Source organism: Rhizobium sp. SG741, from assembly GCF_012275435.1.
Classification (GTDB): Bacteria; Pseudomonadota; Alphaproteobacteria; order Rhizobiales; family Rhizobiaceae; genus Rhizobium; species Rhizobium lusitanum.
In genome coordinates, this window is the sequence record NZ_JAAZQP010000002.1 from 296,014 (window position 1) to 317,388 (window position 21,375).

General features: G+C 60.9%; 19 protein-coding genes. 11 read left to right on the forward strand and 8 right to left on the reverse strand.

Features of this window, described 5'->3' with window-relative positions; genetic code table 11:
• The first annotated feature begins 244 nt into the window (after positions 1–244).
• Entirely contained in the window at positions 245–3,271 is a 3,027-nt protein-coding gene (locus FHT29_RS06755) for a glycoside hydrolase family 38 C-terminal domain-containing protein (RefSeq protein ID WP_168599418.1), read from the forward strand.
• 37 nt (positions 3,272–3,308) lie between these two features.
• Here FHT29_RS06755 and FHT29_RS06760 read toward each other — a convergent pair whose 3' ends face one another.
• Positions 3,309–4,559 (reverse strand): D-amino acid dehydrogenase, encoded by a 1,251-nt coding sequence (locus FHT29_RS06760; protein ID WP_168599419.1) that lies wholly within the window; start codon positions 4,557–4,559, stop codon positions 3,309–3,311.
• Between the two features lie 31 nt (positions 4,560–4,590).
• Positions 4,591–5,724, reverse strand: coding sequence for an alanine racemase (gene alr / locus FHT29_RS06765; protein ID WP_168599420.1), 1,134 nt, complete (start codon positions 5,722–5,724; stop codon positions 4,591–4,593).
• Between the two features lie 125 nt (positions 5,725–5,849).
• Here alr and FHT29_RS06770 point away from each other — a divergent pair, with 125 nt between their 5' ends.
• The gene (locus FHT29_RS06770; RefSeq protein ID WP_037192698.1) at positions 5,850–6,314 is read left to right on the forward strand and encodes an Lrp/AsnC family transcriptional regulator; all 465 of its coding nucleotides are present in this window, start codon (positions 5,850–5,852) and stop codon (positions 6,312–6,314) included.
• Between the two features lie 34 nt (positions 6,315–6,348).
• Here the strand turns inward: FHT29_RS06770 and FHT29_RS06775 are convergent, their stop codons facing one another.
• Both FHT29_RS06775 and FHT29_RS06780 read right to left on the reverse strand, forming a co-directional pair.
• The gene (locus FHT29_RS06775) at positions 6,349–8,139 is read right to left on the reverse strand and encodes a PAS domain-containing sensor histidine kinase (protein ID WP_168596364.1); all 1,791 of its coding nucleotides are present in this window, start codon (positions 8,137–8,139) and stop codon (positions 6,349–6,351) included.
• A 324-nt stretch (positions 8,140–8,463) separates the two neighbouring features.
• A complete protein-coding gene (locus tag FHT29_RS06780; protein ID WP_168599421.1) occupies positions 8,464–9,348 on the reverse strand; it encodes a LysR substrate-binding domain-containing protein in 885 nt (294 codons plus the stop codon).
• A gap of 238 nt (positions 9,349–9,586) precedes the next feature.
• Here FHT29_RS06780 and FHT29_RS06785 point away from each other — a divergent pair, with 238 nt between their 5' ends.
• Positions 9,587–10,906 (forward strand): MFS transporter, encoded by a 1,320-nt coding sequence (locus FHT29_RS06785; protein WP_168599561.1) that lies wholly within the window; start codon positions 9,587–9,589, stop codon positions 10,904–10,906.
• 84 nt (positions 10,907–10,990) lie between these two features.
• Here FHT29_RS06785 and FHT29_RS06790 read toward each other — a convergent pair whose 3' ends face one another.
• A complete protein-coding gene (locus FHT29_RS06790; RefSeq protein ID WP_246703003.1) occupies positions 10,991–11,920 on the reverse strand; it encodes an arginine deiminase-related protein in 930 nt (309 codons plus the stop codon).
• 10 nt (positions 11,921–11,930) lie between these two features.
• Positions 11,931–12,980 carry an ornithine cyclodeaminase gene (locus FHT29_RS06795; RefSeq protein WP_037192693.1) on the reverse strand — a complete coding sequence of 350 codons (1,050 nt, stop codon included), beginning with the start codon at positions 12,978–12,980 and terminating at the stop codon, positions 11,931–11,933.
• Positions 12,981–13,122: 142 nt separating this feature from the next.
• Between FHT29_RS06795 and FHT29_RS06800 the strand changes: the two genes are divergently transcribed.
• Positions 13,123–13,560, forward strand: coding sequence for an Lrp/AsnC family transcriptional regulator (locus tag FHT29_RS06800; RefSeq protein ID WP_047554502.1), 438 nt, complete (start codon positions 13,123–13,125; stop codon positions 13,558–13,560).
• A gap of 55 nt (positions 13,561–13,615) precedes the next feature.
• On the opposite strand, the gene FHT29_RS06805 is transcribed toward FHT29_RS06800, so the two are convergent.
• Positions 13,616–13,873, reverse strand: coding sequence for a hypothetical protein (locus tag FHT29_RS06805; protein WP_037192688.1), 258 nt, complete (start codon positions 13,871–13,873; stop codon positions 13,616–13,618).
• A 269-nt stretch (positions 13,874–14,142) separates the two neighbouring features.
• Between FHT29_RS06805 and FHT29_RS06810 the strand changes: the two genes are divergently transcribed.
• Complete coding sequence (locus FHT29_RS06810) at positions 14,143–14,490, forward strand: hypothetical protein (protein ID WP_037192685.1); 348 nt, start codon at positions 14,143–14,145, stop codon at positions 14,488–14,490.
• 36 nt (positions 14,491–14,526) lie between these two features.
• On the opposite strand, the gene hutC is transcribed toward FHT29_RS06810, so the two are convergent.
• Positions 14,527–15,282: a histidine utilization repressor gene (gene hutC / locus FHT29_RS06815; protein ID WP_037192682.1), complete on the reverse strand. Its 756-nt coding sequence runs from the start codon at positions 15,280–15,282 to the stop codon at positions 14,527–14,529.
• A gap of 194 nt (positions 15,283–15,476) precedes the next feature.
• Here hutC and FHT29_RS06820 point away from each other — a divergent pair, with 194 nt between their 5' ends.
• The 6 genes from FHT29_RS06820 to solA all read left to right on the forward strand — a co-directional run bounded on the left by FHT29_RS06820 (position 15,477) and on the right by solA (position 21,312).
• Positions 15,477–16,316, forward strand: a complete 840-nt coding sequence (locus FHT29_RS06820) for a transporter substrate-binding domain-containing protein (RefSeq protein WP_037192679.1) — start codon at positions 15,477–15,479, stop codon at positions 16,314–16,316.
• A gap of 102 nt (positions 16,317–16,418) precedes the next feature.
• Positions 16,419–17,144: an ABC transporter permease subunit gene (locus FHT29_RS06825; protein ID WP_037192677.1), complete on the forward strand. Its 726-nt coding sequence runs from the start codon at positions 16,419–16,421 to the stop codon at positions 17,142–17,144.
• A 10-nt stretch (positions 17,145–17,154) separates the two neighbouring features.
• Entirely contained in the window at positions 17,155–17,859 is a 705-nt protein-coding gene (locus FHT29_RS06830; RefSeq protein WP_168599422.1) for an ABC transporter permease subunit, read from the forward strand.
• Positions 17,860–17,883: 24 nt separating this feature from the next.
• The gene (locus FHT29_RS06835) at positions 17,884–18,660 is read left to right on the forward strand and encodes an ATP-binding cassette domain-containing protein (RefSeq protein WP_047554509.1); all 777 of its coding nucleotides are present in this window, start codon (positions 17,884–17,886) and stop codon (positions 18,658–18,660) included.
• The gene (gene hutH, locus FHT29_RS06840; RefSeq protein WP_168599423.1) at positions 18,657–20,162 is read left to right on the forward strand and encodes a histidine ammonia-lyase; all 1,506 of its coding nucleotides are present in this window, start codon (positions 18,657–18,659) and stop codon (positions 20,160–20,162) included. Before FHT29_RS06835 ends, hutH begins: the two co-directional genes overlap by 4 nt.
• A 1-nt stretch (position 20,163) precedes the next feature.
• A complete protein-coding gene (gene solA, locus FHT29_RS06845) occupies positions 20,164–21,312 on the forward strand; it encodes an N-methyl-L-tryptophan oxidase (RefSeq protein WP_168599424.1) in 1,149 nt (382 codons plus the stop codon).
• Positions 21,313–21,375 lie beyond the last annotated feature (63 nt).

Sequence of the window (21,375 nt, forward strand, 5' to 3'; positions counted from 1 at the left end):
AATGCGCGCTGAAATCGAAGTCGGCCTGGGAGGATATATGGCTGGCGATATCATCGTTTCCAATCGCGAGGGGCTGAAGAACCCATGCCGGCCTCGCGTCTCGTTGCCTTGACGGCCTGATCGAGCGTTTGGGGGCTAACCCCTGCCGCCATCACCCTATTTTTCGTTGAACTGCGCCACATATTCGAAACCACGGCCGCACATCATCCGGTCCGCGTCGACATCAAACCATGTAGGACATGCCATGCATCTTACGACCGCCCAGCGTTTGGACCGCCTCAAGGTACGTACGGCAGAGCTCAGCCATTGGCGCGAACGCGCTACGCTCGCCATCGAGAACTGGAGCTTCGACGGCGAAAAGATTGCGATCGGCCAGGCCTGGCCGCATCGCAAGGGGGTGGTGCATTTCGCGGCACAGGCGAGCGCGCCCGCCGGCTGGCCGTTGGACGAAACGCGCCTGCAGCTCGATCTCGGCGGGGAGAGCCTGATCACGCTGGACTTCGGGGAGGGGCAGGAAGAACGCTTCGGCCTTGATCCCTACCACCAGGAGTTTCCACTGAAGGGCCGCAATCTCGCGATTTCAACCGATAGCGTTGCCCGTTTCCCCTTTGGCGAGCCGAACCGGCAACCGAAACTGAACCGTGCGCAGCTCGCCTGGCTGGATATGCCGGTGCACCGGTTGCATCTTCTGCTGCGGCAGATCGCTGAAGCTGTCGGCGCGCTCGGCGAGCACGAGGCTGTGCCGCACATTTTGGATGCAGCCGAAGCGGCGCTCCGCAGCCTCGATTGGCCATCTGCGACCGAGCCCTATATCTCGCGCACGGCCAATGCCGAGTGGCAACGGAAGATCTGGGAATTGCCGGAGCTCGTCCAGAATCCGGCAGCCCTTTCCGACCGTGAGCGGGAAAGTGTCGCGGAAGCCCATGAGCAATTGCTCGCTCGCCTTCGCACCCTGCAGCAGCGCTACCCGCAAAACGGTGAGTTGCTGCTGACCGGCCATGCCCATATCGATCTTGCCTGGCTCTGGCCCTATGACGAGACGCGCCGCAAGATGCGTCGCACCTTCCACACGGCCCTGTCACTGATGGAGCGTTCGCCCGATTTCCGCTTCAACCAGTCTACCGCGCAATACTATGCCCAGATCGAAGCTGACGATCCCGACTTGTTTGCCCGGATCAAGGAGAGGGTTGCCGACGGTTCCTGGGAGGTGATCGGCGGCATGTGGGTCGAGCCCGACACGAACATGCCTACGGGCGAGAGCCTGGTGCGCCAGATCCTCTACGGCCAGCGTTATTTCGAGAAGACCTTCGGTACCCGCCACACAATATGCTGGCTGCCGGATTGCTTCGGCTTTTCCGGCGCTCTCCCGCAATTGCTGCGCCAGGGCGGCATCGAAAGCTTCTTCACCATCAAGGTCAATTGGAGTGAAACCAACAGGTTCCCCTATGATCTCTTCTGGTGGGAAGGCCTGGATGGCAGCCGTGTCCTGAGCCACGTCTTCAACAATCCGATGGAGGGCTATAACGGCTTCGTGCAGGCGGATTGTTTCCTGCCGACCTGGAAGAATTTTCGCGCCAAGACGCTGCATGACACGTCGCTGCTGGCGGTCGGCTATGGCGATGGTGGCGGTGGCGTGACGCCGGAGATGGTCGAGCGTGAGGAGCAATTGCGCGCATTTCCGGCGATCCCGAAGGCGCGTTGGGGCAAGGTCGGGGATTTCTTTACCAGCGCCCATTTGACCGCCAGCGAAAAGCGCCTTCCCACCTGGTCCGGCGAAATGTATCTCGAGCTGCATCGCGCCACGCTGACGAGCCAGAGCGGGGTGAAACGGTTGCATCGCCGGGCCGAACGAGCCTTGATCACGGCCGAGACCTTGGCGTCTATTGCCCATATGGCCGGGGCGGCGGAACCGGTGAGCCTGGAAGCCGACTGGCGCCTGACGCTGAAGAACGAATTCCACGACATCCTGCCGGGATCGAGCATTCGCGAAGTCTATCAGGATGCGGAGCGGGAGCTTTCCGAGGTCATCGACCATGCCAAGACGGTTCAGCGGCAAGCCATGGACGCGATCGCGTCCGTCTTGCCGAGGGGCGATCTCGCTGATGCCCTCGTCGTCGTCAATCCCTCTCTGGATCGTCGGTCGTTCAACGCCGTGCTTGCCGATGGCATCATCCTTTCGACGGCCGACAGCATCGAGCCTCTGTCAGCCCGCGTGTTCGACCGTGCCGCATTGAAGCCGGCAACAGGGTTGCGAGCACCGGCGGATCGTCTGGAGAACGAGCATCTTGCCGCTGTCATCGGAGCCGATGGCGCTGTCCAAAGCCTCATTCACAAGGCGAGCGGGCGCGAGGCGCTGGCGGAACCGGCCAACCAGCTCTGGGTCTACCCCGTCGACAAGCCGCGCAACTGGGATGCCTGGGACATCGATGCCGACTATGCCGAGGTCGGCATTCGCCTCGACAAACCGGAAAGCATCGAGCTTGTCGAAGAAGGGCCGCATCGGGCCTCCATCAAGGTCGTGCATCGCTATCGCGATTCCAGCATCGTGCAGCATTATGTTTTGACGGCCAATTCGCGAAGGCTCGATATTGAAACCAGCGTCGACTGGCATGACCGCCGCGCGCTGCTGCGGTCGCTGAGCCCTGTTGCGATACGCTCGCGCACGGCGACCTTCGAATGCGCCTATGGCATCGTCAGCAGGCCGACGCATACCAATACCAGCTGGGATGCGGCGATGTTCGAGGCGGCCGCGCATCGCTTTATCGACATGAGCGAGCCCGACTTCGGTGTCGCCCTGCTCAACGATGCGAAATACGGCCATAGCGCCCGCGACAATGTGCTCGGCATCAGCCTGGTGCGCGGACCGATCTATCCGGATCCCCTGGCCGATGAAGGCGAGCAGCGTTTCACCTATGCGCTCATGCCGCATACCGGCGAGTGGCATAGCGGCGGTGTACGCGAGGAAGCCGAAGATCTGAACCAGCCGTTGATTGTGGCGGTTGCCTCGAACCTGGCCGAAGCCTCATTTGCCGCACTCGATCTAACGGGAACCCCGGTCGCGCTTTCGGCCGTCAAGCCGGCTGAAGATGGTGACGGACTTGTCCTGCGCGTCTACGAGCCGGCCGGCTGTCGGGGTGGCTTGACCGTCACCGCGGCAAAGGGTTGGCAGATCGGCGAAGCCATCACGCTGATGGAAGAGCCGCAGACACGCGATGCCGGCCCCGATATCCTGCCATTCGAGGTCAGGAGCTGGAGGGTGAGGCGCGGATGATCAGGCTATAGCCACCAACTGCAGCACAGGGCTTGGATCAGGCGTACCGGCTGATGGCAAGGTCCGTCGCGTCGATATCAGGCTTGCGGCCGCTGACGAGGTCGCTGATGACCCGCGCGGAGCCGGAGCTCATGGTCCATCCGAGCGTGCCGTGCCCGGTGTTGAGGAACAGCCCCTTGATCTTCGTCGGTCCGATCACCGGCGTCCCGTCCGGGGTCATCGGCCGCAGGCCCGACCAGAAGGAGGCCTTGGCGACATCGCCGCCGGGGAAGAGATCGGTGACGGAATGTTCGAGCGTCCGTCGCCGGGGAAGGCCGAGATCATTGGTGTAACCGGAGATCTCAGCCATGCCGCCGACGCGGATGCGGTCGCCGAGGCGGGTGATGGCGATTTTGTAGGTCTCGTCCATCACGGTCGATTCCGGCGCGCGCGACGCGTCGGTGATCGGGATGGTCAGGGAGTAGCCCTTGACCGGATAGACCGGAAGCTTGATGCCGAGGGGCTTGAGCAGCAGCGGCGAATAGCTGCCGAGTGCGACGACAACAGCATCGGCGTCCAGGCGTCCACCTTCGGTAACGACGCCGCGTGCCTGGCCGCCCTGGATGTCGAGGCCTTTGATCGTCGTGCCGTATTGGAAACGCACGCCAAGTTCCACCGCCTTTGCGGCGAGCGCATTGGTGAACTTGAAGCAGTCGCCAGTCTCGTCCTTCGGCGTCAGCAGACCGCCGCCGAGCTTGTCGCGGACATGCCGTAGCGCCGGTTCGACGCGGATGCAGCCGTCGCGGTCGAGAACTTCATAGGGGACGCCGTCGGCGGCCAGGGCCTTGACGTCCTTGGCGGATGCATCGAGCTGTTGCTGCGTCCGGAAGAGCTGCAGCGTGCCCTGCATGCGCTCGTCATAGGCGATACCAGTCTCTTCACGAACCGCAGCCAACGAGATGCGGCTATAATCGGCAAGGCGCAGCATGCGGCTCTTGTTGATCGCATAGCGTTCCGAGGTGCAGTTCGACAGCATCTTCACGAGCCATGACAGCATGGCGGCATCGACCTTCGGGCGCAGGATGAGCGGCGCATGGTGCATGAACAGCCATTTCAGCGCCTTCATGGGAATGCCGGGAGCCGCCCAGGGCGAGCAATAGCCGAAGGAGACCTCGCCGGCATTGGCGAAGCTTGTCTCCAGCGCCGGCCCCTGCTGCCGGTCGACGACCGTGACCTCGTGGCCCGCCTTGGCGAGCTGATAGGCGGATGTCACGCCGACGATGCCGGCACCCAGAACGACGACTTTCATGTTGTCCCCAGTGAATTGAGCGGTAAGGAGGTCAGACGTATTGGCGATGGAAGCGATGGCCGAGACTGGTGAGGATCTCGTAGGAAATCAAGCCGGCATCCCGCGCAAGATCCTCCAAAGTCTGATGATCCCCCAGTACTTCCACCAGGCTTCCGAAGGAGAGCGCGTCTTCCGGCAGGGCGCTGATATCGATTGTCGTGCTGTCCATCGAAACGCGGCCGACGATCGGCAACCGTACACCGCCATAGTAGACCGCGCCTCGATCGCTGAGGCTGCGCGGAAGGCCGTCTGCATAGCCGGCGGCAATCGTCGCAAGCCGGGCCTGTGACTTCGTCACATGCACGCCGCCATAGCCGACGCGAGCGCCTGCGGGAACCGTACGGGTCTGTACCACGGCCACATCGAGCCGGACGACGGATTCCACCGGATTGGCCACGCCGCCGGTCGGAGCGCCACCGTAAAGGGCGATGCCCGGCCGCGCGAGTACGCCATGAAAGTTGCTGCCAAGGAAGATGCCGCCGGAGTTCGCAAAGGAGATATCGTAGCCGGGGAAGTCCTTGGCAACGCGACGCATCCGCGCAAGCTGGTCGGCATTCTGCTCGCTGTCGCCATCGTCCGCGGAGGCGAGATGGCTCATGATGAACAGAATGTCGATGTCGCCGCATGTCTTAAGGCAGGCAGCAACGGCGCTTCTGTCTTCCATGGGTATGCCGAGCCGCGACATGCCGGTGTCGAACTGGAGGACCGCCGGAAGCTTGCGGCGCAAGGAGCGTGCAACCTCGACCCATTGTCGCAGCTGATCGAGCGAATTGATGACGGGGATGATGCCGCCTTCCGCGCAAGCGATCTCGTTGTCCGGCAACAGGCCGTTCAGCACGAAGATCGATGCATCGCGCGGCAATTGCGGCCGCAGCCGCAAAGCTTCGATGAAATGGGCAACGAAGAAATGGCGGCAGCCGTGCCCATAAAGTGCCTTGGAGACCTGGTTTGCGCCAAGCCCGTAGGCATCGGCCTTGACGACAGCCGCCGCTCGTGCGGGCGCGACGATGGAGGAAAGCTTGTCGTAGTTTCTGCACAGGGCCTTGAGGTCGATCGCGAGGTAACCGCAAGCTCCGCTATCGATCGCCAGTTTTGGCCCCCGGGAATCCATTATGCCGCCGTCCATGTTCACCCTCGTTTTCCTGAGGTGAGATTATTGATATGATCGTGAAATTGCTCATCGAACAGTGATTGATTATTGTGTAGTTGGGCAGATATTGAAACGATCCGCGAATTTTTGAAAGAATCCACATGGCGGCGCTTGATGCGATCGATCGCAATATTCTTCGCTTGCTTCGCCTCGATGCGCGCCTCAGCAATGCAAGGCTGGCAAGCGAGGTAGGGCTCTCGCCGTCCGCCTGTCTGCGGCGCATCAGATTGATGGAGCAGGCGGGCGTGATCCGGGGCTACACGGCGCTCGTGGATACCTCCCAGGCCGAAACGGCGATCGCCGTCATTATCAACATCACGCTCGAACGGCAGACGGAGGATCATCTCGACCGTTTCGAGGCGGCGGTGCGTAAGCACCCGGAGATCCGCGAATGCTTTCTGATGACGGGTGGATCCGATTACCTCCTGCGCGTGGAGGTCGCCAACCCCGGCGACTTCGAGCGTATCCACAAGGATATTCTCTCGACCTTGCCGGGGGTGCTGAGAATTCATTCGAGCTTCTCGATCCGCAATGTGCTTGCGACGCGATCGAAAGGGCAGCGTTGAGGGGCTCAACACCAACCCGATATGAGAGACTGCCTCAGTCTCGCGCCTGCTCCCAGCTGACGCCGGCGGCGGCGCGAACCTCGCAGATAAGTCCGCTTGGTTCATAGCTGACTTGAACCTCGCCGTTCAACTCGGCCGCCAGAAGACTTTCGATCAATCGGGAGCCGAAGCCTTTGCGCGTGGGCGGTGTGACGGTCGGTCCTCCCGCTTCCTGCCAGCGCAATCTGAGGCGATCGGACCCGTTACCCTCCAGCGACCATACGATGGCCACGCGGCCATCTGGTACGGAGAGTGCTCCATATTTGGCGGCATTCGTCGCCAGCTCATGCAGCGCAAGCGATATGGAAACGACGGCCCGAGGCGCAAGCTGCATCGTTGGGCCGTGGATTTCGAACTTTTCCTTCGGATATGGAGAAAGAGCCTGGCGCACGACCGCCGTCAGTTCAGCTTGCTCCCAATTGCCATGGATCAGCAGGTCATGGGCTCTCGCCATGGAGGTCAACCGCGCGTCGAACGTCTCCACGGACGTTCTGTCGACATCGCTGCGTCCCAATGTCTGGCGCGCTATGGCCATGACCGTCGCCAGCACATTCTTGACGCGATGATTGAGCTCGCCGACAAGAACCGTCTGCAGGCGTTCGGCCTCCTTCTTCGCGCTGATGTCATGGGCGATCTTCGATGCCCCGACAATCCGGCCATAGGTGTCGTAGATCGGGGAGACGCTCAGCAGCACATCGACGAGCCGGCCATTCTTGCATCGCCGCTTGGTCTCGTACGGTTCGACTTTCTGCCCGGCGCGGATTTGCGCGAGAATCGCCGGCTCCTCTTCGCGTCGATCGTCGGGGACGACCATCATCACCGATCCGCCGATCGCTTCTTCGGCCGAATGGCCGTAGAGCCTTTCTGCACCGAGGTTCCAGCTTGTGATCACCATGTTGAGATCGGTGCTGAGGATCGCGTCGTCGGAGGAAGCGATGATGGCGGCTAGGCGTCGCTCGACCTCCTGCGCCCGTTTACGCTCGCTGATATCGATGACGACGCTCACAGCTCGCCGGATCCTGCCGGCAGAACTATCGCGCACACCTGAAGCTGAGTTTGTCACCCAGACGAGGCTGCCGTCCTTGCGGACATATCGTTGCTCGATCTCAAAGCTTTCGCCGGTCGCCAACATCGTTTCAAACAGCCGTGCTGTGTCGTGTTGATCGTCCGAATAGGTGATGTCCTGCATCCGCATGCCGAGAAGTTCGCTTTCCGAGTAACCGACTATCTCGCAAAAGCGTCTGTTGACGAGGGAGAAGCAGCCATCGAGGTCATATTGGGCAATCCCGGCCGCCGATTGGGAAATGATTGCGCTAACCCGCTCCTCGCTCTCCCGCAATATCTCCTCGGAGCGCACGCGTTTCGTCGTTTCGTTGACGATGCAAAGGACGCCTTGCACCTTGCCGTCGCTGTCGCGGACAGGCGAGTAGGAGATGTCGAAATAGGCCGTCTCCGGATAGCCGTGACGCTCGATATAGAAGGGCCGATCCTTGGCGACGATTGTCTTGCCGTCTTCGAGGACAGCGCGCAGAAGCGGCTCGAGGTCGCTCCACATTTCAGCCCAGCTTTCGCGTGCCGGGCGGCCCAGCGCCTGCGGATGCTTGTCGCCTATGGTCGGCGCGTAGGCATCATTGTAAAGCGCGACAAAATCCTCGCCCCAGAACATGACGATCTCGGCTTGGGCGGGGAGCATGATATCGACTGCGGATACCAGGCAATGCGGCCAGGCCGACCTTGGGCCCAGACTGGTCTTCTCCCAGTCGAAGCCAAAAATACGCGCTGCCATCTCGCCGGTATTGCCTGCAAGTTCGGGCACGATATTCAGGGTACTATCCTCCCTCTTGAACGATGACAATTCTACTACGGAGCGTCCCATCTCACCCATGTTCTCCGGGCGGGATTCATAGCATATTCTTTGTGACGAAGTGCAGCGTTAAAATTTACTAATTTCTATGCGTTTTAAGCAACATAGACTGATTTTTCTGAATATTTTTTGGCGTCCGCTCCGGGATCGTACGTGCCTGCATGCGCCGCCGAAGTTTTTTGACCGAGTTACTGCTATCGGGTGCACCTTTCGATAGCGGCATGGACGTTTTCTGGCTGGATTTCCTCAGTTGTCGGGCCTTGCTCGCATTTCAGCCGTGAGCCATTTTTCAAGTGCTAGCGCGTCCGGCCGGCCTGCGATGTGCGGCGCGATCCAGAGCACCATGCGCCGAGGTCCGGGCAGGAAGCCGAACGGCGCCACCAGTCGCCCCGAGGCCAGCTGATCGAGCACCAGCATCTGTGGCACGACCGCAATGCCGAGCCCGCAGGCTGCAGCCTGTATCAGCAGGTAAAAGTGGTCGAAAGCCGAATGGTTGAGGAGATCCAGTTCCGTCTTCTCTGCGGCTGCCTGCCAATCGCGCCATGCCTCCGGCCGGGTCCGTGTCGACAGGATCGTGGCGCCCTCGATATCCTTGGGGCAATGGATGCCGGCCCGGCTCAAATATTCCGGCGAGCAGACCGGGCCGATCGCTTCGCCACCGAGCTCCCGGATGATTGCGTCCTTCGGCGGCTCGATGACGCTGGAGCGGATCGCAAGGCCGATCTTGTCCCGGACGAAGTCGATCTGGTCGTAGTTCATGTTGAACTGCAGAGCGATCTGCGGATGACGCTCATGGAATTGGCCGATGCGCGGAATGATCCATCCCATCATGATCGACGATGAACAGGATAGCGTCAGCGGGCTCGGCCGCACGCGCTCGACACTTGCCTGCATCAGGCCGAAGGCGCTTGCAAGTCCCTCGGCCAGCCGCAATCCTTCCGGCGTCGGCTCAGTCGAATGTGCCCTGCGGGTGACGAGAATGACACCAAGCGTCTCCTCAAGGCCGGGAATGTGGCGGCTGATCGCACCATGGGTCACGCAGAGCTCGTCGGCGGCGAGCGTCATCGAGCGGTGCCGGGCGGTCGCTTCAAACGCCTTGAGCGCATTCAACGATGGCAGAGGGCCGCTCATTTCAGGATCCCAATTATCTAGTGATGTGATTTTTCTTCACATGACGGAGAGATTAAATCGTTTGCTCGCTACTTGTCCATCCCGTTAGAGATCGAGGCTATTGGAAGGCGCATGCGGTCGGAGGCAATTCCTGGAGGGGAAGTCGGAGTTTCCATTCTGCCGACGACGCAGACGGATCGTCGCGCCGGAAAAAGTCTAGAACGGGGGAGGAGCTTCATTGCAGCCCGACAATCAGGAAATGTCACAGGTCGAGCGTTCGGCCATCGCCAAGGTGTCGAAGCGGTTGGTGCCCTTCATCGCCTTGATGTTCTTCATCAACTTCCTCGATCGCACAGCGATCTCCTTTGCCGGCCCGAATGGCATGACGACCGATCTCGCCTTGACGGCGGCGCAGTTCGGTTTTGCGGCCGGTATCTTCTTCTTCGGCTATATCGTGCTCGAAATCCCGAGCAATCTGGCGCTGCACAAATATGGCGCGCGCCGGTGGCTGGCCCGCATCATGGTCAGCTGGGGCATCGTCGCGCTGCTGTTCACCTGGGCATCGAGCGCGACGGAGCTTTACGTTCTGCGTTTCCTGCTCGGCGTTGCCGAAGCCGGCTTCTTCCCCGGAGCCATCCTGTTTCTGAGCATGTGGGTGCCGGCGAGGCATCGTAGCAAGATCCTAGCGTTGTTTTATCTTGCCCAGCCGTTGACGACGGTGATCGGTGCTCCCTTTGCCGCGATGCTGATCCAGATGCATGGCCTTTTCGGCCTCGAGGGCTGGCGCGTCATGTTCTTCGGTGTCGCGGTGCCTGCCATCGTCATCGGTATCGTCACCTGGTTCTATCTTGCCGACAGGCCGAATGATGCCAAGTGGCTGACCCAGGCAGAGAAGGATTGGCTGAACCGTGAACTTGCCGGTGAAGAAAAGGCCAAGGTCGCGGCGCATGGCAAGATAACGGGTCTGGCGCTGACCGACGGCCGGGTATGGCTGCTGTCGGTCATCTATTTCGGCCTGATCTACGGGCTCTATGCGCTGGCCTTCTTCCTGCCGACGATCATCGGTGGTTTCGAGACGAAGTTCGGCACGAAGTTCGATGTCTTCGACAAGGGCCTGATCACGGCGATCCCCTATCTGCCCGCGGCTGTCGTCCTGTTCTTTTGGAGCCGCGACGCATCGAAGCGCGGCGTTAGGCCGTGGCACATCGGCATCCCGGCCCTGTTGGGAGCGTTCAGCATCCCCGCCGCGCTCTACATGGGGTCACCGGAGGCGACGATCGCGATGATTACGCTGACGGCCTGCGCGATCTTCGCGGCTCTGCCGAACTTCTGGGCCATTCCGTCGCGTTTTCTGGCGGGACCGGCAGCGGCAGCCGGCATCGCTCTCATCAACACGATCGGCAACATCGCCGGGTTTGCGGCACCCTATGTGACCGGCCTCATCAAGGATGCGACCGGCGTCTACGAGTTGCCCATGTTCATTGTGGGTGGTCTGATGCTGTTGTCCGCGCTGCTGGCCTTTTCGTTGAATGGCCGAGTGCGTGAGCCGGAACTTGTGGTTGCGGGTAGCAGGGGCTGAAATCGTCCGAAGCGGTAGCCAACGAATTCGATGGCGGTCATGAATTTGGCCGCTGTCGCTGTCCATCGGCTGATCTTTAAAATATCAGTTTCGCGGGGTGAGATGGATGCCCGCAAGGGTGCATCGCACCGAGCCTCCGGCGCGCTCGATTGTGGGGATATCGAGGGCGATAATCCTGGTATCTGCTTCGATCGTAGCGCGCTGGTCATCGCCGAGCACGGCCAGCGCCGTCGTCGAAAGTGCCAGAATTCGGCTCTCCTTGCCCTGCAGCTCGATGGCATTGCCTGCGAAACTGTCGATCTGCGCGTTGCTCAAGTGCACAATGTCGCGACCGGAGCGCTGCAGGCGTGCGACGACTTCGTTACGCCGTCTTGCGTCCGTGATCATGCCGGTTCCGATCACGGCGAAACCTGTCGCTACGCACATCAGCACATTGGTATGATAGATCGACACGCCGTCTCCGTCACGGGCGTCGAACACCATCGGCTCGAAATTGAAATGCGTGCAGAAGCGTTCGAGCGCGATCGGGTCGGTCCGGTCCGAACGCGCGGCATAGGCGACGCGATCGATATGGTCGAGCACCATAGCGCCGGTCCCTTCGAGGAAGATACCGTCCGGCTCAAGCCCGGAATAATCGATGACGTCCTGGACGCGATAGTTTTGCTTCAGCATCTCGATGACGTCGCTGCGCCGTTCGCGACGCCGGCTTGGCACCTTCATAGGGTAGATCGCGATATGGCCACCGGCATGGGTGGAGAACCAGTTGTTGGGAAAGACCGAGTCAGGCGTCTCTGTGCCGCTATCCTCGAACAGATGGACCGTCACCCCATGGCTTTCGAGCGTCTCCGCCGCAAGCGTGATCTCGTCGAAAGCCCTTGATGCGAGTTCGTCGCTCCAATCAGTCGAAAGTTGGAAGCGATTGTCGGCAGCAGTTTCGGTGTTGACGGTGAAATGATGCGGGCGAACCATGACGACGGCAGACGGCGCCTGCGCGGAATGGGCTGCATGCGTCATCGGCCTTCCCTCAACCGGCGCGCTGCAACATGCCGAACAGGTCGCGCGGATCGTCCGGATCGGCGATGATATCAAGCTTCTGGAAGTAGTCCGTGCCCACCAGCTTTTCGCGGACGTAGCGCAGGGCGGAGAAATCTTCGATGGCGAAGCCGACGCTGTCGAAGAGCGTGATCTGTGCCTCGCTTCGGCGCCCTTGTGCTCGGCCGCTCACCACTTGCCACAGTTCCGTGACCGGATAATCGGGATCCATCTGCTGGATCTCTCCCTCGATGCGGGTCTGCGGCGGATATTCGACGAAGGTGTCGGCACGCAGCAGAATGTCGCGATGAAGCTCCGTCTTGCCGGGGCAGTCGCCGCCAATCGCGTTGATGTGGACGCCGGCACCGACCATGTTGTCTGTCAGGATCGTGGCGAACTGCTTGTCGGCCGTACAGGTCGTGATGATGTCAGCTCCTTCGATGGCCGCCTGCGCCGATGCGCAGGGAACCAATCGCAAGCCCATGTTGGCGAGATTGCGCATGGTCTTTTCCGTTGCCTTCGGATCGATGTCATAGAGACGGACCTCTTCGATCCCGAGAACCGCCTTCATCGCCAGCGCCTGGAATTCCGCTTGCGCGCCGTTGCCGATCAGCGCCAGGCAGCGAGCCTTTGCCGGCGCGAGATGGCGTGCGGCCATGGCCGAGGTGGCGGCGGTGCGCAGCGCGGTCAGCAGCGTCATTTCAGTGAGCAGCACGGGGTAGCCGGTCGACACCTCAGCCAGCAGGCCGAAGGCGGTCACGGTCTGCAGGCCCTGCGCCATGTTCTTCGGGTGCCCGTTGACATATTTGAAGCTGTAGACAGCGCCATCCGAGGTCGGCATCAGCTCGATGACCCCGTCAAGGGAGTGGGAGGCGACGCGTGGCGTCTTGTCGAAAAGATCCCAGCGACGAAAATCCGCCTCGACGGCCTCGGTCAGCCCGATCAGCATGGTTTCGATGCCGACATGGTGTACGAGCCGCATCATGTTTTCGACGCTGACGAAGGGGATGAAGGCTTTTTCCGACGGAAGCAGTGCGGGCATTCTGGTGTCCTCGATCAGATTATTCCCTATAGGGTAACAAGCGGGCCGATTGACTGAAATCGCAAAACTGTGCCAGTTCTGGTATGTTATTATACAAATTGTATAGCACTTATTGTGAAAATGACAGAGTCCGGATTTTGCAATGGCCCTTGCCAAATATATTCCCGATGATCTCGATCGGCGCATCATCGCTCATCTGCGCGCGGACGGTCGTGCTTCGCTCTCCAAGTTGTCGGATGTTCTGGGTGTCGCTCGCGGCACGGTGCAGAACCGATTGGATCGGCTGATCGAAACCGGCACGCTGCTGGGCTTCACCATTCGGGTGCGGGAGGATTATGACGAGCAGACGGTACATGCCGTCATGATGATCGAAGTGGTGGGAAAATCGACGACGCAGGTCATACGCAAGCTGCGCGGTCTGCCAGAAATCTATTCGCTTCACACAACGAACGGCAATTGGGATCTCGTCGCCAATATTAGGGCAACCAGCCTGTCGGATTTCGATCGGGTGTTGCGCGAGGTGCGCATGATCGATGGCGTTGCGAACAGCGAAACCAGTCTGCTGCTCAGCAGCCTTTGAGGGTTTGCTTTACCCGCGCGGCCGATCGCGATGGCCTGGCATGCGTTCGCCCGGCTTACGGGCGCCGGGCGCGGAGTATGCGCTTCCAGATCGTGCCGCCCAGATATCGGTTGAACACGATGAAATAGGCAAAGATGAGGGCGAAAAGCAGGAGGGCCGGCGGACCGTTGAGCTTAAAACCGTCCTCCGTCCTACCGCCGAAGATCGAGGCAATGATGTAGCCGAAAACAAAAAAGGCAGTCAGAAAGTCAAAGATGGCGGCAATTACGATGCGCCACGTGGCTGGCTGCTTCACGGCTTCTGTGTCAGGCATTATCGGATTTCCTCGTGTCTTTGAAAGATAGCGGCGAGAGCGCGTCGACAATCACCGAGCCGCGCATGAATCTTCGTTTGCAGAAGCGCTTTGTCAATGAGGGAGGAGGCTGAACATCGTGGATACGGAGCCGGTTTCAGGATCCATTATTGGGTTCTTTTCGGCCAGGGCAACCCGGTTGATGGCAACATTCAGATAGGCTGAGCAACGACCCATCGCGCGCTGTACGGGGCAGCTTGAAAACGCGTTGCTTGTTGTTATGATTTCGTATGGAACTTACTCTGTTAGCCTACGCTCTTGGCTGGATCGTCCTTGGTCTGGTCGCGTTTACGACGGTCGTCCCGGTCGGGGCGAAGCATCCGTTCATGGCAATGGCAAATATCGACAGCGTGATCCCGTTTGGCCTGCTCGGACTTCTGTTCGTCATGGCTTACCCTGAGGATCGCCGCGTCGTTGCTCTCTTATGCATAGTGACCGCAGCGGCAAGCGAGTCGCTGGCATTGGTCCTGCCCGGACGGCATTTGCGGATCGAGCGCGCGCTCCTGAAAGTGCTTGCGACAGTTTCAGGCCTGCTGGTGGGCGCGTTGCTCGTGCAGTTCACGCACCTGGTTTCCTAGCGCTGCCGCAAAGAACCTCCGCTGTTCCATATACAACTAACGATCCGAAGTCTTGCCGTTGTAACTTTCCAATCGGTATCGGTTTCCGGGATAAACGAGACGCGCCACGGAGACGACGCCGCGCGCCGACCATGTCCGGCGTCTGATCGTCAGGCAGGGCTCGGTCTTCAGGATCGTCAGCAGTTTGCATTCCCAGGCCTGCGGCATGACCGCTTCGACCACATGTTCCGAGCCGCTGAGCGGGGCGACGTCCGAAAGATAGGCATTCGGCGTCATTCCCGTAAAGTTCTGTTGCAGATAGTCGGGCGCGGCCTCCGGATGGACATGGCGGTCCTCGATCTGCACGGGCACGCCATTCTCGCTGTGAACGATCAGCGAATGGAAAACGGGCGATCCGATAGCCAGCCCCAATGCGTCGGCAACCTCAGGCGACGCCGCCTCCTGCGCCAGTACGATCACCGTTGCCTCATGGGAATGACCACGCTCGGCGATCTCCTCGGCAATGTTGCGCACCTCGAACAAGGCGGATGCACCCTTGCGTTCGGCAACGAAAGAGCCGACGCCCTGAATGCGGACCAGTTCGCCCTCATTGGCGAGTTCGCGCAGCGCGCGATTGGCCGTCATCTTGCTGACGCCAAGTTCGGTGACCAGCTCGTTTTCGGAGGGAACGCGATATTTGGGAGGCCACTCGCCGCTATGGATGCGATCGAGTATCATCTGCTTGACCCCAGCATAGAGAGGCGCGGCGTCGTTTTCCGCCAGTTCGCGTTTCATCTCGCCGGAATGTTTCATTGCCTATTCCCTTTGCACGGACTGAATCTGCCTCAAAAACAACTTTCCCACTTGCATATCATAAATTATCTCATATGGTACCCTATACAACCTCGCAATCAATCCTAAAAATTAAATAGGAGAGGCGAGCAAGCCGGCGCAGATCGGTAGGAAGTGCCGCAAGGCCCGTTTCAACCTCAGAGGAGCTCTACACTATGAAATTCAGTGCAATTCTCTTGTCTGGCGCCATGGCCGCCGCCGCTTTCGGTGCGCCGGCTGTCGCCAAGGACTGGAAGACGGCGACGATCACTCTGGAAGGTGCCTATGCACCCTGGAACATGACGAACGCCGACGGATCGCTCGGCGGCTTCGAGCCGGAACTCGCCAAGGTCCTGTGCGAGCGGGCCAAGATCGACTGCAAACTCGTCGCCTCCGATTGGGACGGCATGATCCCGGCGCTGAACGCCGGCAAGTTCGACGTGATCATGGACGCGCTCTCGATCACCGATGAGCGCAAGCAGGTCATCGGCTTCACCGTTCCTTACGCTGCAACGCCGGCCGCTTTCGCGACCGCCAAGGACAGCCCGCTTGCCAATGCTGCAGGCACCGGCACCACCATCAAGATGACACCCGGCCAGACCGGCGTCAAAGAAATCGATGCGTTGAAGGCAGCCTTCAAGGGCAAGACCATCGGCATCCAGGCAGCAACGGTTTATGCCAAGTTCGTCTATGACAACTTCGGCTCGATCGCCACGATCCGTGAATACAAGACCGGCGCCGACCGCGATCTCGATCTGCAGAACGGCCGTATCGATCTCGGTTTCGACGATGCTGTCTATTTCAGTAATGCCTTCGCCAGCGCAAACGACACGCTGGCTTTCACCGGCCCGGAAGTCGCCGGCTCCATCTGGGGCGAGGGTGAAGGTCTCGGCATCCGCCAGGCCGATACCGATCTGCGCGACAAGTTCAATGAAGCGATCAAGTCCGCACTTGCCGATGGCACCATCAAGAACCTGTCGATGAAGTGGTTCAAGGTCGACGTCAGCCCGGAATAAACACAACGACCTTCGGGTCGTTGCCATCGGTCTCCGGCTTTGCGGCTGGAGACCGTATGATATCCTGACGCCTGAAACTGCCACGGACGGGGAATGGACGCTATGGCAAGCTTGCAATTGCTGGGCTTCGGCTCGAACGGGTGGGGCGCTCTGCTCCTCGTTGCTACTTTGGTGACGCTTGCCGTCACGGCGACGGCGCTGGCGATCGGGGCGGTGTTGGGCGCGATCGTCGCGTCCGCAAAGCTCTCCGGCAATCTGCTCTTGAAAACGCTCGGCAATGTCTACACGACAGTCTTTCGCGGCGTGCCGGAACTGCTGATCATCTATCTCATCTATTTCGGCGGCTCTTCAGCGGTCACCTCGGTCGGCAAATGGCTCGGCTATGAGGGCTTTCTCGGCCTGCCCTCCTTTGCAGCGGGGGCGCTTGCCGTCGGCATCATTTCCGGAGCCTATCAGGCCGAGGTTTTCCGCGGCGCCTATCTTGCCATTTCCAAGGGTGAGCTGGAGGCGGCATCGGCGATCGGCATGCACAGCGGCCTGCGCCTGCGCCGTGTCATCATCCCGCAGGTCGTGCGTTTCGCCATCCCCGGCCTCGGCAATGTCTGGCAGCTCAGCCTCAAGGATTCCGCCTTGATCTCCGTTACCGGCCTTGCCGAGCTGATGCGTACCAGCCAGGTCGCTGCCGGATCCACCCGCCAGTATTTCCTGTTTTTCATCGTCGGCGGCGCGCTCTACCTGATCCTGACCAGCCTGTCGGATCGCGTCTTCAACAGGGCGGAACGACGCGCCAATCGCAGCATGCCGGCCGCGACCATCGGCCAGGCTTGAGGAGCGGCACATGGATTTCACCTTCCTCTCGAGCACCATGATCACCCTGTTGCAGGCAGTACCGATGACGTTGCTGCTGTTCTCTCTGTCGATCGTGTCAGGCGGTGTTCTGGCGCTCGTCATCGTCGCCATGCGTGTAAGCGGCAATCCGATCCTGATGGGTTTTGCCAAGGGCTACATCTTCGTCTTCCGCGGCTCGCCGTTGCTGATCCAGATGTTCCTTGTTTTCTATGGCCTGGCGCAGTTTTCCTTCATCCGCCATTCGTTTCTCTGGCCGTTTCTGCGCGAGCCCGTGGTCTGTGCGATCCTTTCGCTCGCGCTGTGTACCGCCGGCTATACGGCCGAGATCTTTCGCGGCGGCATCCGGGCCGTTTCGCCGAAGGAGATCGAGGCGGCGCGCTCGATCGGCATGTCTCGCCTCCTGCTCGTGCGCCGCATCATCGCGCCCATCGCCTTCCGACACGCGCTGCCGGCCTATTCGACCGAAATCGTCCTGATGATGAAGTCGACCGCGCTCGCCAGCCTGGTCACGGTCTGGGAGGTGACAGGCGTTGCGCAACGGCTGATCTCGCACACCTATCGCACGATGGAAGTCTTTCTCTGCGCGGCGATCATTTACCTAGTGCTGAATTTCATCATTCTGCAGGGTATGGCCCTGTTGGAATATTCGCTGTCCCGCCATCGCCGAGCTATCCCGCCGGCGTTGAAGGCCTAAAAACTTCATTGGAGCAGGCAAATCATGCCAGGTGTCATCCGACTTTCAGTCCGCAACATCCGCAAGAGCTTCGGCACCCATGAAGTTTTGCGTGGCATATCTCTCGATGCCCAGGACGGCGACGTCATTTCGCTGCTCGGCGCCTCCGGCTCGGGCAAGTCGACTTTCCTTCGCTGCATCAACCTGCTTGAGATCGCCACCGATGGCGAGATCTGGGTGGACGGCGAGCAGATCCGCATGATCCACAAGAACGGATACAGCCGCCCGGCAAGCCACAAGCAGGTGGATCACATCCGCTCCGAGCTTGGCATGGTTTTCCAGAGCTTCAATCTCTGGTCCCACATGACGATCCTGCAGAACGTGATCGAGGGACCAGTTCACGTCTTGAAGCGCCCGCGCGCCGAGTGCATCGCCGAAGCCGAAGCGCTTCTCGAGAAAGTCGGCATCGCCGACAAGCGCCATGCCTATCCCGCGCATCTGTCCGGTGGTCAGCAGCAGCGTGCCGCGATCGCTCGCGCCCTTGCAATGAAGCCCAAGGTCATGCTGTTCGACGAGCCGACGTCGGCGCTCGATCCCGAACTCGTCGGGGAAGTGCTGCGCGTCATGCGCGCGCTTGCCGAGGAGGGCATGACCATGCTGGTCGTCACTCACGAGATGAGCTTTGCCCGCAACGTCTCCAACCGCGTCGTCTTCATGAAGGAAGGGCTCGTCGAAAGCAGCGGCGCTCCGGACGAGATGTTCGGCGGCGGCGCGTCGCCGGCCTTCCGTCAGTTCATCGGCCATTTCGGAACCGGACAATGACTGTCACCATCGACAAGTCTTTGCGTTGGCGTGATGTCGCGCGCGTCGGCGGCGGCGAACCGCTGTCCCTATCGGAGGCCGCCTGGGAGCGTGTCGCCCAGGCAAGCCGCATCGTCGAGCGCATCGTAGAGACGGGCGTGCGTGCTTATGGCGTCAATACCGGCGTCGGCGCCTTGTCCGACACGGTCGTCGACCGCGCCTCGCAGAGCCGGCTTTCGCGCAATATCATCATGAGCCATGCCTGCGGCGTCGGACCTCTGCTGCCGGCCCGCGAGGTGCGCTCCATCATCGCGGCGCAGATCGCCAATTTCGCGCATGGCCATTCCGGCGTGCGGCCCGAGATCGTCAGCCATCTTGCAGCATTTCTCGAGCGGGACTGCATTCCCGAAGTCCCCTCCAAAGGCTCCGCCGGCTATCTGACCCACAACGCCCATACCGCCCTCGTGCTGATCGGCGAAGGACGGGCAGTCGTGAAGGGGAAGTCGATGACCGGAGCGCAGGCGCTTGCCGCGATCGGTCTGAGCCCATTGGTGCTTGGCGCCAAGGAGGGGCTGAGCCTCGTCAATGGCTCGGCCTGCGCCACGGGATTGTCGGCGCTTGCCGTTTGCCGAGCCGAGCGCCTGCTTGATTGGGCCGATGCGATCGCCGCATTGACGCTGGAGGCGGCCGGCTGCCAGATCGCGGCTTTCGACGAGGCGGTGCTGGCACTTCGCCCATCGGCGGGCATTGCCAAGGTCGGCCGCAGGCTGCGCAGCCGCTTGCACGGCAGCGGTCTCGTCGCTGCAGCCTTCGGGAGCCGAACGCAGGATGCCTTGAGCTTGAGAGCTGTTCCGCATGCGCATGGCGCGGCCTGGGATGTCTTCGAACAGACCGCCCGCATCGTCGATCAGGAGCTGGCTTCGGTAACTGACAATCCGGCTGTTTCGGGCACGCCGGAGCAACCCGTCGTCTCCTCCGAGGCGCATGCCGTCGCACCGGCCCTCGGTCAGGCAGCCGACAGTCTGGCGATCGCGATTGCGCAGATTGCCGCCATGAGCGAGCGGCGGATGGATCGCCTAGTCAATCCGCTGGTCAGCGGCCTGCCGCCCTTCCTCGCAAGCGATGCCGGCAGCCATTCCGGCTTCATGATCGCCCAGTATACGGCTGCGGCCCTGAGCAACGACAACCGGCGGCTGGCCGCCCCCGCATCGCTCGACGGCGGCCTCACCTCCGGCCAGCAGGAGGATTTTCTTGCGCATCCGACGGCTGCTGCCAGCAAGCTGCTCACCATCCTCGACAATGCCGAATATATCCTGGCGATCGAACTCATGGCGGCGGCGCAGGCGCATGATTTCCTCGTTTCCGAGGGTACAAGAGCGCCGGGAACGGATCGCCTCTACACTGTGGTCCGTTCGCGCGTTCCTCTCTATGGCGACGATCGGCCGCTAAATGCTGACATGGAGAGCTTGCGGGATCTGATCGCTCAGACCACACCGCCCGCTGACAGTGAAACTGGAGCATAGAATGTCCGTGGAATTCGACGTCGCCGTCATCGGTCTTGGCGCGATGGGGAGCGCGGCATTGTCGTCTGCCGCTGCGCGTGGCGCAAAGGCGATCGGCATAGAAGCGCATTTTCCGGCGCATGCGCTCAGCTCCTCCCATGGCGACAGCCGGTTGATCCGCCTCGGCTACTTCGAGGGCCCGTCCTATGTCCCCTTGCTAAAACGCGCCTATGAAAACTGGCGCTCGCTCGAGGCACGGCTGCGCGCCGAAATATTGACTGTTACCGGCGTCCTGCAGATCGGAGCGCCCGAGAGCAAGATCGTCAGCGGCACGCGCGCTTCCTGCGAGATGCATGGACTGCCTCTTGAACTGCTCGACAAGGGTGCCATGAAACGCCGTTTCCCGGCCTTCGAGCTTGAGGATGGTGAAGTCGGCCTGCTCGACCCGCAGGGCGGCTATGTCAGACCCGAGGCCGCGATCATGGGCTATCTGAAGCTTGCGGCCGAAGACGGAGCGGCGCTGCATTTCGGCGAGCGGGTCGTTGCCATTGAGCCTGACGATGCAGGCGTGACGATTGTTTCCACGACAGGACGATATCGCGCTCGCAAGGTGATCGTCGCGACCGGCGCATGGATTGCCGAACTTGTGCCGCAACTGAGGCCCCATGCCCAGCCGATCCGCCAAGTGGTCGCCTGGTATCAGCCCAGGGACGGCTTCGTCGCCGAGCCGCAGCGCATGCCCTGCTTTCTGCGGGACGAGGGCGCCAACGGTTCCTTCTTCGGTTTTCCGGCGATCGGCATCGATGGCGTCAAGGTTGGCCGCCATGCGCATTTCAGGGAGCCTATCGATCCCGAGGCGCCCAATCCGGCTGTCAACGACACCGATACGGCGCTGCTTGACGGCTTCGTCGCCAAGCGTCTGCCGGATGCAGCATCATTTCGGGTGCGGGCGACGACATGCCGCTACACCATGCTGCCGAGCGAAGACTTTCTGATCGACACGCTGCCGGGGCAGCCGAACGTGGTGGTTTCCTCGGCCTGCTCCGGTCATGGCTTCAAGTTTGCAAGCGTTGTCGGCGAGATTCTTGCCGATCTGGCGCTTCAGGGCGCAAGCGCATTGCCGACGGACTTGTTCTCTTTCGAGAAGCATTTTGGCGGCCGTATGATATAAGCGGCCATCCCGAGGATTCCAGAGCGGTTACGCGTTTCACGGGATCGCCTGACCGCTCTATGC